The 15,180-nt window shown below is 68.3% G+C and carries 15 protein-coding genes and 1 pseudogene; 9 read left to right on the top strand and 7 right to left on the bottom strand.

All coding sequences use genetic code 11. The annotated features are described in order from the left end of the window. Positions 1-560 precede the first annotated feature (560 nt). Positions 561-1,532 carry a helix-turn-helix domain-containing protein gene (locus ACWGSK_RS26945; protein ID WP_452457117.1) on the bottom strand — a complete coding sequence of 324 codons (972 nt, stop codon included), beginning with the start codon at positions 1,530-1,532 and terminating at the stop codon, positions 561-563. 739 nt (positions 1,533-2,271) lie between these two features. Further along, entirely contained in the window at positions 2,272-2,541 is a 270-nt protein-coding gene (locus ACWGSK_RS26940) for a GntR family transcriptional regulator (protein WP_452457116.1), read from the bottom strand. 164 nt (positions 2,542-2,705) lie between these two features. Here ACWGSK_RS26940 and ACWGSK_RS26935 point away from each other — a divergent pair, with 164 nt between their 5' ends. Next, complete coding sequence (locus ACWGSK_RS26935; protein ID WP_452457115.1) at positions 2,706-3,059, top strand: hypothetical protein; 354 nt, start codon at positions 2,706-2,708, stop codon at positions 3,057-3,059. After that, positions 3,056-3,469, top strand: coding sequence for a hypothetical protein (locus ACWGSK_RS26930; RefSeq protein ID WP_452457114.1), 414 nt, complete (start codon positions 3,056-3,058; stop codon positions 3,467-3,469). The genes ACWGSK_RS26935 and ACWGSK_RS26930 overlap by 4 nt, the downstream gene beginning before the upstream one ends. Before the next feature lie 88 nt (positions 3,470-3,557). Here ACWGSK_RS26930 and ACWGSK_RS26925 read toward each other — a convergent pair. Then, positions 3,558-3,716: pseudogene (locus ACWGSK_RS26925) on the bottom strand (adenosine deaminase); the annotation flags it as partial. Between the two features lie 172 nt (positions 3,717-3,888). Here ACWGSK_RS26925 and ACWGSK_RS26920 point away from each other — a divergent pair. Beyond that, entirely contained in the window at positions 3,889-4,533 is a 645-nt protein-coding gene (locus tag ACWGSK_RS26920) for a hypothetical protein (protein ID WP_358514795.1), read from the top strand. A 42-nt stretch (positions 4,534-4,575) separates the two neighbouring features. On the opposite strand, the gene ACWGSK_RS26915 is transcribed toward ACWGSK_RS26920, so the two are convergent. Then, positions 4,576-6,036 (bottom strand): aldehyde dehydrogenase (NADP(+)), encoded by a 1,461-nt coding sequence (locus ACWGSK_RS26915; protein WP_452457113.1) that lies wholly within the window; start codon positions 6,034-6,036, stop codon positions 4,576-4,578. Between the two features lie 494 nt (positions 6,037-6,530). Between ACWGSK_RS26915 and ACWGSK_RS26910 the strand changes: the two genes are divergently transcribed. The 3 genes from ACWGSK_RS26910 to ACWGSK_RS26900 all read left to right on the top strand — a co-directional run bounded on the left by ACWGSK_RS26910 (position 6,531) and on the right by ACWGSK_RS26900 (position 8,837). After that, entirely contained in the window at positions 6,531-7,121 is a 591-nt protein-coding gene (locus ACWGSK_RS26910; RefSeq protein WP_358514835.1) for a TetR/AcrR family transcriptional regulator, read from the top strand. Then, positions 7,115-8,017, top strand: a complete 903-nt coding sequence (locus tag ACWGSK_RS26905; RefSeq protein ID WP_358514789.1) for an alpha/beta hydrolase family protein — start codon at positions 7,115-7,117, stop codon at positions 8,015-8,017. Before ACWGSK_RS26910 ends, ACWGSK_RS26905 begins: the two co-directional genes overlap by 7 nt. Positions 8,018-8,213: 196 nt before the next feature. Next, positions 8,214-8,837: an HD domain-containing protein gene (locus ACWGSK_RS26900; protein WP_358514786.1), complete on the top strand. Its 624-nt coding sequence runs from the start codon at positions 8,214-8,216 to the stop codon at positions 8,835-8,837. 28 nt (positions 8,838-8,865) lie between these two features. Here the strand turns inward: ACWGSK_RS26900 and ACWGSK_RS26895 are convergent, their stop codons facing one another. The 3 genes from ACWGSK_RS26895 to ACWGSK_RS26885 form a co-directional block, all read right to left on the bottom strand. Beyond that, the gene (locus ACWGSK_RS26895; RefSeq protein ID WP_358514783.1) at positions 8,866-9,624 is read right to left on the bottom strand and encodes a sulfite exporter TauE/SafE family protein; all 759 of its coding nucleotides are present in this window, start codon (positions 9,622-9,624) and stop codon (positions 8,866-8,868) included. A gap of 187 nt (positions 9,625-9,811) precedes the next feature. Beyond that, the gene (locus ACWGSK_RS26890) at positions 9,812-10,738 is read right to left on the bottom strand and encodes an SPFH domain-containing protein (protein ID WP_358514780.1); all 927 of its coding nucleotides are present in this window, start codon (positions 10,736-10,738) and stop codon (positions 9,812-9,814) included. 355 nt (positions 10,739-11,093) lie between these two features. Then, entirely contained in the window at positions 11,094-11,879 is a 786-nt protein-coding gene (locus ACWGSK_RS26885; protein WP_452457112.1) for an ABC transporter ATP-binding protein, read from the bottom strand. Between the two features lie 55 nt (positions 11,880-11,934). Between ACWGSK_RS26885 and ACWGSK_RS26880 the strand changes: the two genes are divergently transcribed. The 3 genes from ACWGSK_RS26880 to serB all read left to right on the top strand — a co-directional run bounded on the left by ACWGSK_RS26880 (position 11,935) and on the right by serB (position 14,892). After that, positions 11,935-12,696 (top strand): hypothetical protein, encoded by a 762-nt coding sequence (locus ACWGSK_RS26880; protein ID WP_358514774.1) that lies wholly within the window; start codon positions 11,935-11,937, stop codon positions 12,694-12,696. A gap of 185 nt (positions 12,697-12,881) precedes the next feature. Beyond that, complete coding sequence (locus tag ACWGSK_RS26875) at positions 12,882-13,547, top strand: DUF1707 SHOCT-like domain-containing protein (protein WP_358514771.1); 666 nt, start codon at positions 12,882-12,884, stop codon at positions 13,545-13,547. A gap of 121 nt (positions 13,548-13,668) precedes the next feature. Then, the gene (serB, locus tag ACWGSK_RS26870) at positions 13,669-14,892 is read left to right on the top strand and encodes a phosphoserine phosphatase SerB (RefSeq protein WP_358514768.1); all 1,224 of its coding nucleotides are present in this window, start codon (positions 13,669-13,671) and stop codon (positions 14,890-14,892) included. The last annotated feature ends 288 nt before the right edge of the window (positions 14,893-15,180 follow it).

Here is a 15,180-nt window from a genome sequence, read left to right as displayed (position 1 = left end):
CCCGACGTGCCGACGGTTCAACTTCACGTATCCGTGTGTGAGGCCGCTGTGTCCCATGCGCGCGGCTCGTGGCCACCGGGCCTATGCACGTGCCCGAACGGTTCCGGCTACCCGCGAACGGTGGCGACGGTGGCCGACGGGGACGAGCCCGTGAACGCGGCAATGTCGGAACGGAACCGTTCCCTTGGACTCACCTAGGACGCGGGGCCGACACTCGTCCTCGTCGTCCAGGAGGACGAGGACGAACACGCGGAAACGCTGTGAACAGCGGGTTTCCGCTCGTTCCGGAAGGCTTTTCCGCTCCGTTCCGCTGGACGTTTCCGGTTCCGGAAACCTGTTCCGGTGGCTCCGGAACGGCCTCCGGCCTTGTTCCGGAAGGCCGGAGGCCGTTCCGACGCGTTCCGTTCTGTTCTGAACGATCGGAACGAGCTCCGGAACGGTTTCCGACGCGTTCCGCTGGCCTCGTTCGGTTGGCGATGCCGTTCCGCGAACGGCAGTAGGGCCGCGCTTCTCACCGGAGCGCGGCCCTTTTCGTGCGTCTAGGGGTTGAACAGTACTGATCACGCGACCTGTGCCTCGTCCAGGGCGTCCCGGTACTCCCGGCACCACTCCGCGTCCCGTTGCTCCGGGGGAAGGCCGTCCAGCCCGGCCCGTAGGTTCTCCGCCGCCTCCGCGTGGTCCCCTAGGGCAAGGTGGACGAGACCTATACCCATCCGGGAGAACGTAGGGGAGAGCCAATAAGCGGTGATGGGCGGGGCCGTGTCCTCCGCCGCGTCGGCAAGTTCGGAGGCTTCCCCCAACAGACGCCGGGCTGTCTCCGGGTCCCCTAGCAACGCGTGGCCGTGGGCCGCTTGGACAGCGTCCCCGACGCGCTGTAGCGGGGCCGCTCCCGGCGTGTAGTACGCGGCGGAAAACCAGCGAACCACGGCCCGGGGCCGCCCCTGTTGCCGTGCTAGGTAGCCCTTGAAGTTCGCCGCTTGCGCCGCTAGTTCCCCGTTGTCGATGTCGTCCGCGCGTCCCTCCGCCTCTGTGAGCCAACGGACCGCCTCCGCGTCGTTGCGTGCTTCCGCGTGCAACCACCCGATGAACTGGCTCCACTCCGCCGCTACCTCGTGGAGCGCGTCCGTGTGCGGGCCGCGTGAGTCCCGTGCCAGCCGCTCCACGGTTTCCCACTGTGCGGACGTCGCGGGAAGCATGGCGACAGCGGGAAGGGTGTCGTCTAGACGCCGCTGTGCCGCGAGAACGTCCGCCAACGCGCGCACGGTCCCCGCGTCCAGCCGATCCGGCATAGCGACGCTGTGAGCGATCCGGGCCCGGTCATCATCGGTAACCGTGACCGCCAACGCGGCTAGAGCCCCTTCCGCACCAACAAGGCGGTCCAAGACCTCCGCGACGTGTGACGGGACCGGGCGTTTCCCGGACAACATCCGGGAGAGGTGGCCAGGGTCCACGGGGACGGCGTGAGCCGCCGTACGGAGGGAGATACCACGTTCGGCTAGGGCCGCACGAGCACGTACCGCGAAGTCGGACAAGGTGGACCCCCGGGTGTTGCCAACACTGTTGCCCCCAAGGGTAGGCAACGCGAACGCCTAGCAGTAGGGCGTTTGGCGGAGAACGCTGGAAACATGATCGCTTCCAAGCAACGCACGGACTCCGCCGACGCGGAGGGGACGACACAGTTCGTCGCACGGCTTACGACCCTGCTGTCTGTTCGGGGGACGGACGCGGAGATACGCCGCGCGCTCCGCGAGGCTGACAGCGTGTTTGATGATCTGCACTGGTTCATGCGCACGGGTGGGGAACTTCCGCACGGTTGGAACCCGGGTCGGGGACGTAAGGGGAAGATGTACACGACCGCGTGGTTTGACGCATTGTCGGAAACGCTCCGCCACACGGACGCGCGGCCTACCCTCCGCCAGACGATCAACGCGGCGGAGGTGGCGTGGTGCGCACTGGACGCCGCACTCCGGGACGGGAAACCTCTTCCCCAACCGTGGGAGTCGCGGAGGGTACGGAATGAGTAACGAGCACGGTCCCCCGGCGGGAATAGAAGACGACGGCGGCGTGTACCGGCGTCAATGCGGTTGGCCCGGGTGCGGGAAGCTGGAAGGGTCGTTCGGCTGTGACACGCACGGGATCACGGGGCCCACCGGACAAGGACAAGTATGACCAGGCGGGGAAGTAGGTCCTAGACCTCCGCGTGTGCGTCGGGCCTTCCCTCGTGTGCGCGGACGCCGGTCCCGGAGCACTTCCCCGCTCCGGGCCCGGCATTCAACCTTCGTGGACCGGCCACGCACCCTTACCGTTCGACACCCTTACACGCCCGTGCTCCGCAAGGACGGACACGGCCCGCTGTGCGGTACCGCGCGAGACACCGAACTCGTTTTGCAGTTGCGCCACGCTCGGAAGCCGCGCGTCCCCCGGGAAGTCCCCGCGTTCAATCCGGGCCACGAGGACGGCCGCAAGCTGCATGTATTTCGGCTCCGGGCCTTCCTTGAGACGGCTGTCCGGCCCGTACCCGGCGGGAAGCGGTGTGGTCATGTCGTTATCGTCCCATGGCGGGAAGGTCTGAACTCGATAGACAGCCCTGAACGGTTGCGGTAGGGTCACGCATGCCGACACGGCAAAGCCCGGCGGGTGCTGGTAACACCCCCGGGCCGTGGTCAACGCTTTATGGGAGCGTCAACATGCACAGCCTACTTGCCATGCTTGCAACCCTCGTTCGGTTGCTCCGCCCGGCTCACGGACTCCACGCGGCCCCGCGCGCGCTCCGCCGGGACCTCCGCGAGGAAGCCCGCGCGGCCCGCGTCCGCCGGTACGCGGACCCGCTTCCGGCCCGCCCGACGGGCCCCGGGTACGCCTCCGCGCTCCGGCCGGTCCCGGCGGACTATGTGTCCGTCGTCCAGGCGGAGGCCGTGAGTCCTCCGGCGGACATCGTTCGCGGCTACTACCGCGCCCACGAGGCACGCCAGCGGAACGCGCGCATGGACCGGGACCGGTTGGGCGTAGCCGTGCTGTTGGACGTCGCTACCGCGACCCGCGTGGCGGTGACGGCATGAACCGCTGTGAACTCACCCGCTGGCACCCGTTCAAGGCTGGCGACGACATGCCGAAGAACTGTGTGAAGCCTGCCGGACACGCGGGCATGTGTCGCGACTACCGAGGCGACTACGAGGGCGACGCCGGGCGTACCCGCGAGATGTCCCCGGAAGAGGTCGACGCGCACAATCTTTCGGACGAGGCAGACGCCACGACGGACGCAGACAACGCCGTGACCGGTACAGACGTCCCTACCGTGGACACCAACGAATCCAAGGGGGACGCCATGACCAACGCCCGTGAAATCGATCCGACGGAGCTTGACGCCCTCCGGGCCGCCGGTTGGACGGAGGAAGACCTCCGGGAACACTTTGGGGACGCCGTGTCCCTTCCGGACGTGGCGGAGGACGTCCCGCTCCGGGACGCTTAGCGTCTGGCCGCGAACCTCTTGGGCCCCGGGAGTCCCGGGGCCACTCTTAGACCCGAACTGAAGTGCTTTTGCCTAGGTTGGCCAACTCGTACCAATTCCGAAGCTCTTCGAGGGTGCCGGGGAGACCATCGACCCGGTGCCGTTTCGCCAGTTCGAAAAGGGTCTCGGCGGGCATCGACCCTTCGAGGTGGACGTGGAGTTCCACCTTGGGCAGGGCGTCGACGAGGGCGTGGGGATCCTGGGTCATGGAGACAACCTCGGGGCGTGGTGCGAATACGGTCGGTCTTCGCAACCTAGGGGACGGTCTCCTCCGACGACAGGTCGTCGGGGCGGACCTGACGAAAGTTCGGGAACTCCGGTTCGGGTTCCTGACTTCCGTGCATGGTGCGCGCCGTGCCGGGATTCGTAGTGTGAGCGCCATGACCTCCCCGCTCTGGAACAACTCGTACGCCTCCGTTCCGTCCTCGGATCCCACCTCGGGGCAGGTGGCCAAGGCCCGACTCCGGCTGCACGCCCAGCACCACCCGGTGGCCCACTCCGCGCTCTGGGGGGCCGGCGCCGGGGTCATCGCCCTCCTCCTCGCCGCGATGTTGACCGCCCCGAACCTGACCGATCCGACCGGCGTCCCCGGCTGGGTCCCGGGCGCCGTCGCCATCATGGCCCTGTCCGTCACCGTGTTGTCCGGACTGGCCGCGTACTCGATCCTTCGCGTGATGCCCGCGTCACCCGAGACCGATCCGGTGCGCTACGCCATCGCCCGACGCCAGGCGGTCTCCGGGGCTCCTGGTCCGGACGAGAAGGTCAACCGGACCGCCCGACACATGATCGACCACCTCGTCTACGTGTCGAACCCGACCTACCGGTTCGTGCCGCTGCTGGTCGCCGCGGCCGCCTTCGCCGTCCGCCCCCTGATCGAGATGGCCGGCTCCGGGGCCGAGACCTGGACGCTGTTCGAGTTCGCTCCGGCCGCGCTCATCATCTTGGGCATGGTCTTCATCGAACCCATGGCCGACCGGGAGAGGGAGGCCTGCCTCTCCTTCCGCGAGCAGTACGACTCGGAGTGAGTCGGTGGTCCGGGCCGCGACCCGGACCACCGTGCGAGGCCGTCAGACCGCCGGTGATCCGCCGTCGACCTTCCTGGGTACACCGAGCGGGTTGCCGTCCCGCAGCGCGGCGGGCAGCAGGGCGTCCGGCACCGACTGGTAGGTGACCGGACGCAGGAACCGACGAATCGCGGTGGTGCCCACCGAGGTGTGCCCGGGCGCCGTCGTGGCCGGGTAGGGACCGCCATGGGTCATGGCGTGTGAGACCGCCACCCCGGTCGGCCAGCCGTTCCAGATCACCCGACCCGCCACCGAGGCGCCCAGGGCCAGCAAGGCCGGCGCGATGGGGTCGTCCTCCTCGCCGTGGACGGTGACGGTCAGCTGCCCTTGCAGGGCGCCGCCAACCTCCAGCAGCCGCCGCTCATCGGGATAGGTGACCACGAGTGTGGCGGGACCGAAGCACTCGGTCAGAAGGGCCTCGGAGTGCTCCAGCAGGGAGTCCAGGTCGGTGCGCAACAGGCTCGGCGTCCACCCCTCACCGGTCCGCCGCCCCTGGACCAGCACCTCCGTGGCCGGGTGCCCGGACAGGTCGTCCAGCCCGCGCGAGTAGCCCTCCTCGACCCGGTCGTTGAGCAACGGGGCCGCCGCACGACCCTCCAGGTCACCGACCAGGGCGTCCAGCTTCGCTCCCTCGGGGACGAACACGACCCCGGGCTTGGTGCAGAACTGGCCCGAGCCCATCGTGGCCGAGCCGGCGTAGCCCTCCAGTACCTCGGTGCCGCGAGCGGACATGGCCGCACGGGTCACGAAGACCGGGTTGAGGCTGCCCAGCTCCCCGTAGAAGGGGATCGGGTCGGGGCGGGAGACCGCCAGGTCGTACAGGGCACGCCCGCCCGGGATGGACCCGGTGAAGCCGACCGCGCGGGTGTGCGGGTGGGTCACCGCGCCCTTACCCGCCTCGAATCCGAAGACCAGCGCGAACACCCCTTCGGGCGCGCCCGCGTCGGCCAGGGCCGCGACGACCACCTCGGTGGTGCGGCGGGCCAGTTCCGGGTGACCCGGGTGGGCCTTGACCACGACGGGACAACCCGCGGCCAGCGCGGAGGCGGTGTCCCCGCCGGCGGTGGAGAAAGCGAAGGGGAAGTTGCTCGCCCCGAACACCACCACGGGACCCAGGGGGACGAGGACACGGCGCAGGTCCGGTCGGGGGGTGCCCCACTCCGGGTCGGCGGAGTCCACCATGGCCTCCAGGTACTCGCCCTGTTCCAGCACGTCGGCGAACAGACGGATCTGGAACGTGGTGCGCCCCAGTTCACCGCGGCATCGCGCCTCCGGGTAGTGCGATTCGGCCATCGCGATCGGGACCAGGTCCTCGGCGGCGGCGTCCAATGCGTCGGCGACCGCACGCAGTACGCGGGCGCGGTCGGTGGGGGCGAGTGCGGCGAAGAGGGGCGCGGCGGCGGACGCGCGCTCCATGACGGCGTCGAGTTCCTCCGCCGTGGTGTCGGGGATGGCCGTGGTCATGCCTGGACCTCCTGGAGGGGTGGATGTGCGGGCTCGGACCCACCATGCCATGCATCTACTGCAAACGGTTGCAGCGGGGTCGCGTCCCGGCGCACACTGAAGGACGATCCACCCACTTGAACCCGTGAAGCGACAATCCGACTACCGACAGCGACAACAAGCGATAAGTCGGCCGAATAGGACAAGTTTCAACCACTTCTCTCGACCCGCTCTCACCAGGAAGAACGAATGAATCACCCGAATCGGACAAGTGTCCACACGGAACTTCGGAACGAAACTGGAATTTCCCCGGAACCAGGTGAATCCGAAAAGGCATCATAGGAGACGTGACGACCAATTCCCGAAGCTCAACACCCCCGCGCGCGCGACGCTCCCCGGAGCCGACCGACGGGGCCGTCTCCCAGCGTGAGAGCCGTGGACCCGCCAGAGTCGCCAACGACGAACTCGCGTTCGCGCAGGCACCACTACGCCGGCTCCCCGCCCAGCAGCGCAGCATGGTCCGGGTCCAACGCATGCTCGACTGCTGTGCCGAACTCCTCGACGAGGTCGGCTACGACAACCTGTCCACCACACGGATCGCCGAACGGGCGGGCGTGGCCATCGGCTCCGTCTACCAGTTCTTTCCGGACAAGAAGGCGATCACCCAGGCGCTCGGACTGCGCTTCCTCGACCAGTTCGGCACCCGGGTCACCGAACGACTCGCCGACGCGTCCTTCAGCCATTGGACCGGGGCCGTCGATACCATCATCGACGAGTACATCGACATGCACCGTAACGTGCCCGGCTTTCGCAGCCTCCACTTCGGTGACATCGTCGACCCCCGTCTCCTCAGCGGTGGCAGCGACAACAACCGGGTGATCTCCGTGCGCCTGCGCAAGATCATCGTCTCGGTCACCGGCCTCCCCGACAACGATGAACTCGACAGAGCCGTCCACGTATCCGTGGAAGCGGCGGACGCCGTCCTCAAGCTCGCCTTCCGTGACAACCCCGAAGGCGATGCCGCACTGGTGTACGAGGCCAAGCGCCTCGTCAGCAGCTACCTGTCCCACTTCTCCGAACGCAACGGAGGCGACCATCCGTGGTAGTCGACGCGCCGGCCATCGAAGCACCGACAACCGGGACCGCCGCGGGCGTGCCCTTCCTCGCCCTGCCCCCGGCGGTGGCGGCCCCCGCACCGGCCCCACTCGTCATCGGCCTGCACGCCTTCGAACCACCCCGCAGTGAATCCGCCCTCGCCGGGACCATCCCCATGGCGGCGCTCCCGGCATGGCGGGTCTACCTCGGGCTGCCGTTGTTCGGCGCCCGGCTGCCCGAAGGCGGCGTCCCCGAGATCAACCGGCGCGGTGAACGCGACTACCTGGTCGAACTCTTCGGCCCCGTGGTGGAAGAGGCCGCCGCCGAACTGCGCAAGGTCGACGCCGAACTCCGGTCGTCCCTGCCCATCGCCGACGTCCCGACCGGCCTGGTCGGCGTCGGGGCCGGAGCCACCGCCGTGCTCCTGACCCTCGCCGAGAACGGCCTCCCGACCAGCGCCGCCGCGGTGGTCAACCCGATCGTCGACCCGACCCTGCTGATGGCGGCCCGCGAACGCCGCACCGGCACCCCCTACCGCTGGAACACCCGGGCCCAACGCACCCGCGGATGGCTGGACATGAACGCGCGGGCCCCGGAGATCGCCCGGAACCACACCCCGCTGCTCATGGTCGGCGGAGGCGCGGACGAGGTGTCTCCACCCGGCCACGGACGGGCGTTCCACGACGACCTGGCACGAGAGCTCGGTCGGACCATCGACGCCCCCGGCCACGAACATGCGCTCCGTCACATCGTGGTGCCCGACCTGGCACACTCCATCGGACCGGAGCCCGGCCTGGAGCCCGGACCGCTCACCCCGGCCGGGGTCCTGGCCGACCGAGCGCTGACCGAATGGTTCCATCGGCACCTGCCCGTTTCACCACAGGTCCGGATGGATCGGGCACACTGAGAGAAGACACCTCGGGGCCGGCCACACCACGAACACGGCCGCTCCCCGACGTTCATCGGGGGCACGCCGCCTCCTTCCCCCCAAGCCGCCTCCCCGTCGTCGGGGCGACAGACGGCACGCGTTCCATGGGATCATCCAGTGGCGACCGCGCCAGCGGTCCCACCTGATCCGTTCATCCATCAGGAGGGCGAACCACGTGACGGAACCGGCACCGGTCTTTGCCAGCGGGGTCGACAACGAACGGCTGAACGCTCAGCTGCGCTTCATCCTGGAAGTGGACAAGCTCAAGCGCGTCCTACGTAGGAACCTGCTGGTGGACGGTTCTCGCCGAGAGAACTCCGCCGAACACTCCTGGCACCTCACCCTGTGCGCGCGGACCTTCGCCGAGTACGCGCCCGAGGGCACCGACATCGACCGTGTCATCGAGATGCTCTCCATCCACGACATCGTCGAGATCGACGCCGGAGACACCTTCGCCTTCCAGCCCGACGACGCCGAGTCCCAGGCCGAACGCGAGCGTGCCGCCGCCGAACGCATCTTCCCCCTGTTGCCCGAGGACCAGGCCGCACTCGCCCACGAGCTGTGGCAGGAGTTCGAGGCCCGACAGACGGCGGAGGCGCGTTTCGCCCGGGCCATCGACCGGCTGTCCCCCATGCTCGCCAACTGGCACAACGAGGGCGGCGCCTGGGTGCGGTTCGGGGTCACCCGGTCCGAGATCATGACCAAGGTGAAGCTGATCGCGGAGGGCTCCGAGGCGCTGGGATCGTACGCGACCGCGCTCATCGACGACGCCGACCGCCGCGGTTACTTCCGGGCCTGATCCACCGGCGGGGGCGGCGCCGAGGGCGTCATACCCTGCCCATGATGATCTGTGCGGCGGCGGACAGGCCCACGATCACCAGGATGACGCGCAACGCTGTCGGGCTGAGCCTGCGGCCGAAGTTCGCGCCCAGGTAACCACCGACGATCGTCCCCGCCGCGAGCAGTGCGACCACCGGCCACGCCGGTGAGGCGAACACGATGTAGAACACGGCCGCCGTGCTGTTGGCGATGGTGGCGAGGGCGTTCTTCAGGGCGTTGAGCCGCTGGATGTCGTCGTCCAGGGTGGAACCCAACAGGCTCATGAGGATGATGCCCTGCGCCGCCGCGAAGTAGCCACCGTAGGTACCCGCGCCGTAGGCACCGATGGGCATCAGGATCCCACCGTTCTCGTGGGCCGGTTTGCGCGCCCTGGCCCACTTGGTGATCTTGGGCTGGAAGACGATCAGCACGCAGGCGCCGCCGATCATGAACGGCACCACGGACTCGAAGACCCCGGGCGGCAGATAGACCAGCAGCGTCGCACCGGTCAGCGCGCCGAAGAAGGACATGACACCGAACCTGATCAGCCGCGGCCGCTGCCCGGCCAGTTCACGCCGGTAGGCGATGGTGCCGCTGAGGGTCCCGGGTGCCAGGCCGACGCTGTTCGAGATGGTCGCGGTGATCGGTGGATAGCCCAGGGCCAGCAGCACGGGGAAGGTGAACAGGGTCCCGGACCCCGCGATCGCGTTGATGCCGCCGGCGGCCACCCCCGCGAGGAGAATGGCAACGGCCTCCCAGAGTTCCATCGCCCCACCTTCCGCTCCGCGGCTCCCCGACCGTCGAGGGCTCGAACAGACTACGAGAGCCGGTCATCCGATGATCAGGTCGGGTGCGACCTGAACCGGACGCCCAAGCGCACCCGGCCCCTGACACGCGAAGGCCCCGCCCAAGGGACGGGGCCGGAGCACGCGAGGGGTCGGTGGACGACCCGGCTCAGGTCGGGATCTTGACGACCTCGTTCTGGATGCGTTCGAAGGCGCTGCTCACACCCTGCAGGGCCTGACCCATCTCCGCCGGAACGATCCACACCTTGTTGGCGTCGCCCTTGGCGATCTCCGGGAGCTTCTGCAGGTACTGGTAGGCCAGCACGTCGGGGTCGACCCGGCTGGTGTGCAGGGCCTTGAAGACCATGTGGATGGCGTCCGCCTCACCACGGGCCCGCAGGGTCTGGGCGTCGGCGTCGGCCTTGGCGGTCAGCATCAGCGCCTCGGCGCTACCCTTGGCCCGCAGCACGGACGAGGAGCGCTCACCCTCGGCGCGCAGCACGGCCGACTGCTTCTCACCCTCCGCGCTGAGCAACTGGGCCCGCTTCTCCCGGTCGGCGCGCATCTGCATCTCCATCGCCTCCTGCACGGAGGACGGTGGCTCGATGCCCTTGAGCTCGATCCGGCTGATCTCGATGCCCCAGTCCCGCGTCGCCTCGTCCAGGACGGACTTGAGCTCGCGGTTGATCTGGTCGCGGGAGGTGAGGGTGCCCTCCAGGTTCATGCCACCGATGACGTTTCGCAGGGTCGCCAGGGTGAGCTGCTCGACCGCCTGGATGAAGTTGGCGACCTCGTAGGTGGCCCGGTAGGCGTCGATCACACGGATGTACACCGCGGAGTCGACCTCGACCGCGAGGTTGTCCTCGGTGATCGCGGACTGCGGCGGGAAGCTGACGACCTGCACACGGCGGTCGATGCGTTCGCGCACCTGGTCGACGCCGGGAATGACGATGTTGAAGCCCGAGCTGAGCGTACGGTGGAACTTACCGAAACGCTCGACCACGTCCTCCATGGAGTGCGGAACGATACGCACGCTTCGCCAGAAAATGATCAACAGGACGGCGACGAAGAGTGCGACGATGATGATCGTGGTCACGGTTACCGACCCTCCACCGAGTCGGGCCGGGTGACGGTGTTCAGTGACGACATCTGGGGCGGCTCCGGATCTGCTGACGGGGGTGACAGGCAGCGCGGGAGCGGACCGCGCCCTAGGCCGCCCGTCATAAAGCGCGCCGAAATAGAGCGATCCGCCCACTGTTCGACGACGCTACCCCATACCTATCCGGGACGACCACATCCGGACGGAAATAGGAATTACGGACCCTAGGATTTCTTCCATAAACACATCCCCAATCACTCCCTTCACAGAAGGGCCCCGGGGCCGACGAGGCCACCGGGGCGATCAGGGAGAAGGGGACGGGGGTTCGGGTCCACTCGAAACGCGATGAACCTCAGACGGCGCGGGCCGACCAACGACCGCCGTCGCGCTCGACCTTCAACCCCAACCCGAAGGTCTCGCTCAGGTTCTCCGCCGTCATCACCTCGTCCAAAGGACCCGCCCGCATCACCCGACCGTCACGGATCAGCAGAGCATGGGTGAAGCCCGGCGGGATCTCCTCCACGTGGTGGGAGACCACGACCAGCGCCGGCGCGTCCTCGTTGCGCGCGAGCTTGCCCATACGACGCAGCAGGTCCTCTCGCCCACCCAGGTCCAGCCCGGCCGCGGGTTCGTCCAGGAGCAGCAGTTCCGGGTTCGACATCAGCGCACGCGCGATCAGCACCCGTTTGCGTTCACCCTCGGACAGGGTGTGGAAGAAGCGGTCCGCGAGCTCGCCCACCCCCCAGTGACCCAGCAGCGCACGGGCACGCCCGTAGTCCGGAACCCCGTACTCCTCCCGGAACCGACCCAGGTAGCCGTAGGCGGCGCTGAGCACCAGGTCGAGGACGGGGGCGTCCTCCTCGATCCGGCCGGACACGGAGGCGCCCGCGTACCCGATCAGCGGCCGCAGCTCGAACACGTCCACGCCCCCGAGGTGCTCCCCGAGGACCTCCACCTTGCCCGAGGTGGGATACAGCTGGCTGGAGGCCACGTTCAGCAGGGTCGTCTTACCCGCGCCGTTGGGACCGAGGACGACCCAGCGCTCCCCCTCCAGCACCGACCAGTCCACGCCATCCAGCAGGTTCGCCCCGCCTCGTCGTACCGTGACCCCGTTAAGGCCCAGAACACGCCCGTCCATCATCCTCCTTCTCTCACGTCCCACGCCGGTGCACGGGCCGCCCTACCCTGTAGCAATGCATTTGACGTCCGCACCACTCGTCGCCTGGGGCAACGCCTGGCTTTCGGGCCACGTCGGGTTGGACGACGCCGTCGACGCCGTCGAACGTCGGGGCGGCCCCAACCTGATCGGGACAGTACCCCCCGGTGACCTGCCCTTCGACAGCGGCGTACCGCTGCGTGCCGCACTGGTACGTCTTCGTGGCCTGGGCCTGTCCGCGTTCCGGTTGGCGCTGCCCACCTGGGGCGATCCCTGCGGGCTGATCGGCCCCGCCGAACTCAACCGGGCGGCGATCGAGGCGCAGGAGGGTGTGTTGGTGCAGCTCGCCGAACGACAGGTGGGGTTGGTGCCCTCCGCCGACCTACGTGGTTCATCCTACGTGGGCGTCTCATGGGCCCCGTATCCGGCGAATGACGGCATACCCCAGGTTCCCGACCTTTCCGACGCCGAACGGCGACTCAAACTCACCCTGGTGCGGGTCGCCGAGCTCCTTCAGGGGGTGGACGACGTGGCCTCCTTCGCGCCGTCCGTCCACCGCGAGTTGGGGGACCTCGGTGACTCGGGCACCCCGCCCCTCGCCCACGGGTACCCACCACGCGCCCATCGGGTCGCGGCCCAGGCGAAGAGGCTCGCGAAGGTGGTGGCCCTCGCCGAACCCGGTTCCGGGCGGGGCATGAACGCCCACCAGATCGACCTGAGGGCCCAAGCCCTGCGGGAACTGGACGGTGTCGTGCGTCGCGCCCTGATCGCCGCGCACGCGGCGATAGAACTGCCCTGAGCGGGGAGGGTGCGCCCGGACGGGGGTATGGCCCGGAGGCGACACGAGTGGGACCCTGGTGTCGGGGGCGGGGAGACTCCGGGACGAACCAGGGACGACACCTGATCCGGGATCTCGTCGAACACACCGATACTTGAGTGTGCGGCCGTGTCCAGGCCGACCCACCGAGGAGGAGAGCCGTCACCATGCAGCCCGATCACATCCGAGCTTCCGACACGGACCGGGACCAGGTTGCCGAACGGCTCCGGGAGGCGCTGGCCGAGGGCCGCCTCAGCCCCGTCGAACACGAGGAGCGCCTCGACACCCTCTACAAGGCCAAGACCATCGGCGAACTCGGCCCCATCGTGTCCGACCTCCCCCGATCCGGGATGCCCGGGGTACCCGGGCTCCAGGGGCTCGGCGGCACCGACCACAGCGGCACCACCGACGGCATGGAGATACTCGGCAGCGACGCCCGAGACCTCGCCGGACAGAGCAAGGGCTCGGAGAACCTGGTGGCGGTCTTCGGCGCCGCGGAACGCCGTGGACGCTGGCTCGTCGAGCCCCGCACCAACGTGTCGGTCCTCTGTGGCGGGGTCGAGCTGGACCTGCGCGAGGCGGTACTGAGCCGGCACGAGGTCACCATCCAGCTCGCCGTGATCCTGGGCGGAGTGGACATCACCGTGCCGCACGGCGTGCGAGTGATCAACAACACCTCGGCGATTCTGGGCGGCACCGACCTCCACGGCACCGATCAGGTGACCGACCCCAACGCCCCGGTCGTACACCTGACCGGAACCTGCATGCTGGGCGGGGTGGACGTCAAGGCGAAGAAGGTCAAGAAGAAGCGCAAGGGCAAACGCGGCGAGTGATCTGCCTCGCACCCCCGGGGCCCTGGATACTCGCCTACCTGTCCACATAGTGAACGAGCTGCGAAAACCTCGTGCCCCGATCGTCCCGGGCGTCCCACGGCCGAGTACCGTGGGGCATGCCATGAGTGATGAATCCACGTTGTTGGTAACGATGACCGGGCATGACCGTCCCGGGATCAGCGCACGTCTGCTGAGCACTCTTTCCGTCTTCCCGGTGACCATCGTCGATCTGGAACAGGTCGTTCTCGGTGGACGTCTGGTGCTGGGGACCGTCCTCGAAGTGGACGAGAAGGTCGCCCCCGGGGTGAGTCATCGGCGGGTCTACGAAGAAGTCCGCTCCGCACTCGACAAGACCGCGATCGATCTCGGCATGGACGTCGAGTACGCCGACGGGAACGGGCGGGTCAACGCCAACGGTGACGAGCACCTGCACGTCACCGTGCTGGCCTCCCCACTACGCCCCGGCGCCCTGAGCGCCATCACCTCGTGCGTGGCCCGCTCCGGGGCGAACATCGACCGCATCGAACGTCTGTCCGCCTACCCGGTGACCTCCGTGGAGATGGAGATCTCCGGAGGCAACGCCGACCATCTCCGTGCCGAACTGGCCATGGAGTCCGCCACCCAGGGAGTGGACGTCGCCGTACAGGCCGGGGGCCTGCATCGACGCGGCAAGCACCTGGTCATCATGGATGTGGACTCGACCCTCATCCAGGGCGAGGTCATCGAACTCCTCGCGGCCCACGCCGGCTGTGAGGACGAGGTCGCGAAGGTGACCGAGGAGGCCATGCGCGGTGAACTGGACTTCGAGGAGTCCCTCCGCCGCCGGGTCGCCCTCCTCGAAGGTCTGGACGCCTCCGCCATCGAGAAGGTCTGCGGCGAGATCCAGCTGACCCCCGGCGCCCGTACCTTGATCCGCACCCTCAAACGCCTGGGCTACGAGTGCGGCATCGTCAGTGGCGGCTTCACCCAGATCACCGACGTCCTCGTGGAACGCCTCGACCTCGACTACTCCGCGGCCAACACCCTGGAAGTCGTCGACGGCAAGATCACCGGCCGCCTCGTCGGCCCGATCATCGACCGCAAGGGCAAGGCCACCACCCTCCAGCAGTTCGCGGAGGAGGCCGGGGTCCCCCTCAACCAGACCGTGGCCATCGGCGACGGGGCCAACGACCTCGACATGCTCCAGACCGCCGGCCTGGGCGTGGCCTTCAACGCCAAGCCCGTCGTACGCCGTCAGGCGGACACCTCGGTCAACGTGCCCTACCTGGACACCATCGCCTTCATCCTGGGGATCACCCGCGAGGAGATCGAAGCCGCCGACCTCGTCACGGACCCCGTCCCCTGACGGAGTCCGCGCACCCGTTTCACCTGTGGTCACTATCGATGTCGATAGTGACCACAGCCGTAAGAGCACGAGGAAACAGCGTCCAGTAGAACACCTCCACCAACCCACAACAAAAAAAGGGGGCCGCCTAAAAAGACAACCCCCCAACACACAACCCCACCCACACACAAAAAAAGGGGGGCCCGCCAACAAACGGACCCCCCAAGAAAAACCGTGGCAGCGACCTACTCTCCCACCCCACCACAGGGCAGTACCATCAGCGCAAAGAGACTTAACGACCGGGTTCGG

The sequence above is a fragment of the Nocardiopsis sp. NPDC055551 genome (assembly GCF_053619415.1).
This window is presented reverse-complemented; position numbering and strand designations above follow the sequence as displayed.

Coding starts and splice junctions, on each gene's coding strand:
- ACWGSK_RS26895 (WP_358514783.1), bottom strand. CDS start 9,624: ATGGAACTCTGGGAGGCCGTTGCCATTCTCCTCGCGGGGGTGGCCGCC.
- ACWGSK_RS26920 (WP_358514795.1), top strand. CDS start 3,889: ATGACCTCCCCGCTCTGGAACAACTCGTACGCCTCCGTTCCGTCCTCG.
- ACWGSK_RS26910 (WP_358514835.1), top strand. CDS start 6,531: ATGGTCCGGGTCCAACGCATGCTCGACTGCTGTGCCGAACTCCTCGAC.
- ACWGSK_RS26880 (WP_358514774.1), top strand. CDS start 11,935: ATGCATTTGACGTCCGCACCACTCGTCGCCTGGGGCAACGCCTGGCTT.
- ACWGSK_RS26935 (WP_452457115.1), top strand. CDS start 2,706: ATGCTTGCAACCCTCGTTCGGTTGCTCCGCCCGGCTCACGGACTCCAC.
- ACWGSK_RS26875 (WP_358514771.1), top strand. CDS start 12,882: ATGCAGCCCGATCACATCCGAGCTTCCGACACGGACCGGGACCAGGTT.
- ACWGSK_RS26940 (WP_452457116.1), bottom strand. CDS start 2,541: ATGACCACACCGCTTCCCGCCGGGTACGGGCCGGACAGCCGTCTCAAG.
- serB (WP_358514768.1), top strand. CDS start 13,669: ATGAGTGATGAATCCACGTTGTTGGTAACGATGACCGGGCATGACCGT.
- ACWGSK_RS26885 (WP_452457112.1), bottom strand. CDS start 11,879: ATGGACGGGCGTGTTCTGGGCCTTAACGGGGTCACGGTACGACGAGGC.
- ACWGSK_RS26930 (WP_452457114.1), top strand. CDS start 3,056: ATGAACCGCTGTGAACTCACCCGCTGGCACCCGTTCAAGGCTGGCGAC.
- ACWGSK_RS26915 (WP_452457113.1), bottom strand. CDS start 6,036: ATGACCACGGCCATCCCCGACACCACGGCGGAGGAACTCGACGCCGTC.